4 protein-coding genes are annotated in these 5,055 nt (G+C 69.5%); all 4 read right to left on the reverse strand.

Annotated elements, in window-relative coordinates; all coding sequences use genetic code 11:
* Nucleotides 1-2,987, reverse strand: a 2,987-nt coding sequence (locus tag AC1DYI_RS26130) for a serine/threonine-protein kinase (RefSeq protein ID WP_477207050.1), incomplete at its 3' end; no start/stop codon positions are given.
* A gap of 19 nt (nucleotides 2,988-3,006) precedes the next feature.
* Entirely contained in the window at nucleotides 3,007-3,246 is a 240-nt protein-coding gene (locus AC1DYI_RS26135; protein WP_477207053.1) for an ECF-type sigma factor, read from the reverse strand.
* A complete protein-coding gene (locus AC1DYI_RS26140) occupies nucleotides 3,243-3,563 on the reverse strand; it encodes an ECF-type sigma factor (protein ID WP_477207051.1) in 321 nt (106 codons plus the stop codon). The genes AC1DYI_RS26135 and AC1DYI_RS26140 overlap by 4 nt, the downstream gene beginning before the upstream one ends.
* 223 nt (nucleotides 3,564-3,786) lie before the next feature.
* A complete protein-coding gene (gene ruvB / locus AC1DYI_RS26145) occupies nucleotides 3,787-4,854 on the reverse strand; it encodes a Holliday junction branch migration DNA helicase RuvB (RefSeq protein ID WP_477207052.1) in 1,068 nt (355 codons plus the stop codon).
* Nucleotides 4,855-5,055: the final 201 nt, after the last annotated feature.

The raw sequence follows: 5,055 nt of genomic DNA on the forward strand, positions 1-5,055 counted from the left end.
GATTCAGCGTCGCTCACGGCCTGCCACCAGACCGGGCCCAGCCGTGGCTGGCGGCGCATCGTGGCCACCGCCAGGTCGATCTCGCGGCGTGCCTCGGCCCATTGGCCGGTGGCCGCCAGCGCCTGGCCATGGCGAGCCCGAAGCGCCGCCAGGAAGAGGTGATCCTCCCCGGCTCCGGCATACAGGGCCCGAGCCTGTTCGAGCAGGGGCAGCGCCCGCTGCGGGTCACCGACGGCGATCCAGGCACGCGCCAGGCGCTGGTGGGCGGCGGCGTTCTCCGTCTGCAGGCGCAGCCTGACCGGCTTGGCCTGAATGGCATCGAACTGGGTCTGGGCCAACGGCAAGGCCTCGGCCCCACGGCCCAGATCCAGCAACACGCCGCAACGTCGCGCCGCCACCACCGGATCCGACTCGCTCGACGGGGCTCTGCGCACCAACTCGTCCAGGATGGCCAAGGCCCGCGCAGGTCGCCCGGCCGCCTGATGAACGGCGGCTTCGCGTTGCATCAAGTCGATGAGCTCCGGGCCTTGCAGCGCATCGCCCGAAGGCGTGAGCCGCGCGCGCCACTGGGCCAACAACTCGAGCGCGCGGGCATCCTCGCGCACGTGGCTCCACAGTTCCACCTGTTGCAGATCGGCGTATTGGCGCCACAGCAGCGAACCAGCCTCTGGCTGCGCCGCCAGGTCGGACCGCGCGCCGGCCAACAGCGGCGCGGCCTGATCGAATCGGCCGGCCTGCAAGTGGACCTCGACAAGGTACAGCCGCGCCGACAGGAGATGGTCCGGATCGATGCGACCGGCCTCGCGCTCCAGGACACCTCGTGCATGGGCCAGCAGGCTCAGCGCACCGGCCTCGTCGCCCCGGTACAACTGCAGCAGACCCCACTGCAGCTCGATGAGCGCGGTGTCCACGTGCTCGGGGCCCGCTGAGGCTTGCATCTCCCGCCAGGCGCGCTGCATTTCGGGCTCGGCCGCGCCCAGGTCGCCCAGTGGTTGCCACAGCATCATGGCGTGGCGAAAGCGTTCCCGAGCCAGCCGGGCGCCCTGGCCGGCGAACAGGCGGACCTTGATGTCCAGAGCTTGATGCTGTAAGGCCAGGGCCTCGTCGGGCCGGCCTTGTTCATGCCGCAGCAGCGACAGGTCCGCCAAAGCGTCTGCGGCCAAGTCTGAATTGGGCGTGAGGCGGCCCAGCGCCTCCGTTGAAGGCTCGATGCGTGCGCGCGCCTCCTCGATGTGCGCGCTGAACAGGTCCATGCGGCCAAGCGCGCTTTCTGCCGCCCAGCGCTGAACCTGCACCGGCGAGCGAGCGTCGTCCTTCAGCAGCGCGACCGCCGTCAAGAGAGTGGCCCGCGCCAGGTCGGACTCCCCACGCTGTTCGTGGGTCTGGGCCAGTTCGCGCAGGGCCTCGCCGCGTTCGGGCAGCGGCGCATCGCGGGCGGCCAACTGCTCCGCGCGCGCGTGGCGCAGTGCCAGCGCGCTGTCGGTCAGCGCAAGGTCGCTCAACAAACGGCCCACGAGCCCTTGCACCTCACTGCGCATCTCGGGCTGCTGGCCCAGTCCGCTGTTGCGCAGCGCGGTGGCGCTGTGCTCCAACAGTTCGCGCACCGTTTGGCGGCTCTTTCGCGCTGCGTCGGCCTGGTTCAGGCTGCCGGCTTCGAACAAACCGATCAGGAACTCCTTGATTGCCAGCGACTTGCGCGCCTCGGCCTGCGCCACGCTCGCTTGCCACAGCGCCGCGGCCAGGCCGCCGATCACCGACAGTGATACCAGAGCCCCGGCAACCACCACCAGACAGTGGCGCTGCATGAAACGCAGCAGGCGGTCACCCGGCCGGTCCGGATGCGCGGCAATCGGCTCGCTGGCCAGCCAGCGCTGCAAGTCGAGCGAGAAGGCGTCGGCGGTGGCGTAGCGCTGGTTCGGCTGTTTGCGCAGCGCGTGCAGGACGATCACGTCCAGGTCGCCCGAGAGCAGCCGGCGCAGGCCGGCGGGCGTGCCGCTGAAGGGCAGCGCGTCTTGCGCCGGACGCTGCCGCCAGCGCTCGCTAGGCCGCAGCGGGTCAGCGGCCAAGATGGCCTCTTCGAGCTCGCCCCGGGTGCCGCGGGGCAGGCGATAGGCCCTCACACCCGTCATCAGTTCGTAGAGCAGCACGCCCATTGCATAGACGTCGCAGGCGGTGCCCAGCGGGCCGCCGGCAATTTGCTCGGGAGCGGCGTAGTCCGGCGTCATCGGAGCGCCGCCATGGCGGGTCAGTGCACTGGTCACGCCGTCCGCGCGCTCGTCGAGCATCTTGGCGATCCCGAAGTCCAGCAGCTTCACCTCGCCGTGGGTGCTGACCAGGATGTTCGAAGGCTTCAGGTCGCGATGCAGCACCAAATGCGAATGGGCGAATTGCACCGCGCGCAGCGCTTGGGAGAACAGGCGCAAGCGGGCGGCCAGGTCCAGGGCATGCCGGGCGCAATAGGCGTCGATGGGCTCGCCTTCGATGAACTCCAGCACCAGGCAAGGCACGCCGTCGCCGGTCAGCACCACGTCGTACAGGCGGGCGATGTTCGGATGCTCCAGCCCGACCAGTGCGTCACGTTCGCGCAGCAGGCGCTGCGCCAGCGCGCGCTGCCCGGGGCCGGCATGGGGCAATTTCAACGCCACTTGCCGCTTGAGTTGTGCGTCATCGCGCTCGGCCAGATAGACCGTGCTCATGCCCCCCTTGCCGAGTTCACGCAGCAGCCGATAGGGCCCGATGCGCTCCGGCCGTGGGACTGGCGGGAGACCCGGCGCCAGCGATGCGGACGTGGCGAGCACTGGCCCATGCTCGAGGAACCGACCGGTCTCGATGGCTCTGCGGTCGTCGAGCAGCTGGCGTAGCGCGCGAGCAACAGGCTCGGACACGCGCAAGGCGGTGGCCCATGCATCGCGTCGCTCGGTGGGCAGATCGAGCGCCTGGCCGTACAGCGCCAGGGCCTCGGACCATTGCGCGGCGGAAGGCGTCATGACGCGGGCCCCGGGCCGGTCAATGCGGCATCAGTGCGCGATAGAGGTAGCCGCGCGCCTTGGCCCAATCGCGCTCGACGGTGCGCAGCCCGACGCCCAGGGCTTCAGCGATCTCGGCGCCTTCCAGGCCGACGAAGTAGCGCATCTCCACCACCCGCGCCAAGCGAGGATCGATCTGTTCGAGCTCCAGCAGCGCCTCGTGGACGCCCAGTACCTCGTCGCTGCCAGCGGGCAGCCCATTCGCGGCGGCCGTGTTCAGCGTGACGAGGACGGCCTGCCGCCGTGCCGCTCGACCTGCAGCCCGCGGGCGATGTCGACCACCACCGAGCGCATCACGCGCGCGCTGTAGGCCAGGAAGTGGGAGCGGTTTTCCACCTGAAGCCGGTTCAGCTTGAGCATGCGCAGGTAGGTCTCGTGCACCAGGGTCACGGTGTCCAGCATCATGCGGTGGCCGGCGTGGCGCACCCGCGCGCGGGCAATCCGGCTGAGCTCAGCGTAAAGCAGCTCGTAGAGGCGGCCGATGGCCGGCGCATCGCCGGCCCGGGCATTCGAGAGCAATTGGGTGACTTCCGTCATGGCTGTTCTCCCTGTCGCCAAGCGGTCATGTTAGGTCCAGGCGGGTGCCGGAAACCGCGTCCGTCCCCCTAGCGCCACCCCCTAGCGCCACCCCCTAGCGCCACCCCCTAGCGCCACCCCCTAGATGGCGTGCGTGCCAGGGCCGCCCGACGCCCGGGCTTCGCTCCAACAGGTCGGCGCTGGATTCGTCGAACGCTCCTGCGGTGGCGCAAGGCGGGGACGCTCAGCCCTCGAACAGGTCCGTGCCGCCACGCGGGGGCGGTGTCAGTCCGAGATGGCGGTAAGCCATCAGCGTGGCCACGCGGCCGCGCGGGGTACGTTGCAGGTAACCCTGCTGGATCAGGTAGGGCTCGATCACGTCTTCGATCGTGCCGGGCTCTTCGCCGATCGCGGCAGCGACGTTGTCGAGCCCGACCGGCCCACCGTCGAAGCGGTGCACCACGGCTTCGAGCAGCTTGCGGTCCATCACGTCGAAGCCGACCGGGTCGACGTCGAGCATCTTCAGCGCGAGGTCGGCGATCGTCTTGTCGATGCGGCCGTTGCCTTTGACATCGGCATAGTCGCGCACGCGGCGCAGCAGCCGGTTGGCGATGCGCGGCGTGCCGCGTGAGCGGCGTGCGATCTCTGTCGCGCCGGCAGCGTCGATCGGCACGTTCAACAAGCCGGCCGAGCGCGTGACGATGCGCGTCAGCTCTTCGGGCGTATAGAACTCCAGCCGCGCGACGATGCCGAAGCGGTCGCGCAGCGGGTTGGTCAGCATGCCGGCGCGCGTGGTGGCGCCGACGAGCGTGAACGGTTGCAGGTCGAGCTTGATAGAGCGCGCGGCCGGGCCCTCGCCGATCATGATGTCGATCTGGTAGTCCTCCAGCGCGGGGTAGAGGATTTCTTCGACGACCGGGCTGAGCCGGTGGATCTCGTCGATGAAGAGCACATCGTTGCGCTCGAGGTTCGTCAGGATCGCCGCCAAGTCCTTCGGCTTTTCGAGCACAGGGCCGCTGGTCTGGCGCAGGTTCACGCCCAGCTCGTTGGCGATGATGTGCGACAGCGTGGTCTTGCCCAGACCGGGCGGGCCGAACAGCAGCACGTGGTCCATCGCCTCGCTGCGCTTCTTGGCCGCGCCGATGAAGATCTCCAGCTGTTCGCGGGCCTTCGCCTGGCCCACGTACTCGGCCAGGCCCTTGGGCCGCAGCGCGCGTTCGAGCGCTTCTTCCTGCGGCGAGGCGGCGCTGGCAGTGACCACGCGAGACGCCGCGCGCTCGGGCAAGCCKAAATCATCGGTCTGGATGGACATACAGGGATTATCGCGTTTGGCGGGCCGGACATGGCGCCGCGCAACGCTTGCTCAGGGTCGGTCCCTACAATCCGCGCACCGTGCACAGCATCCGACACCACCGTCAGGCCCTTGCCTGGATCGCCTTCGTGGCGATCTTCGCGATTGCGCTGGTGCCGACCGTGTCGCGCTGGCTGGCTGCCGAACAAGGCGGCTCGGTCT

The organism is Ideonella sp. P3_A4 (assembly GCF_056403075.1).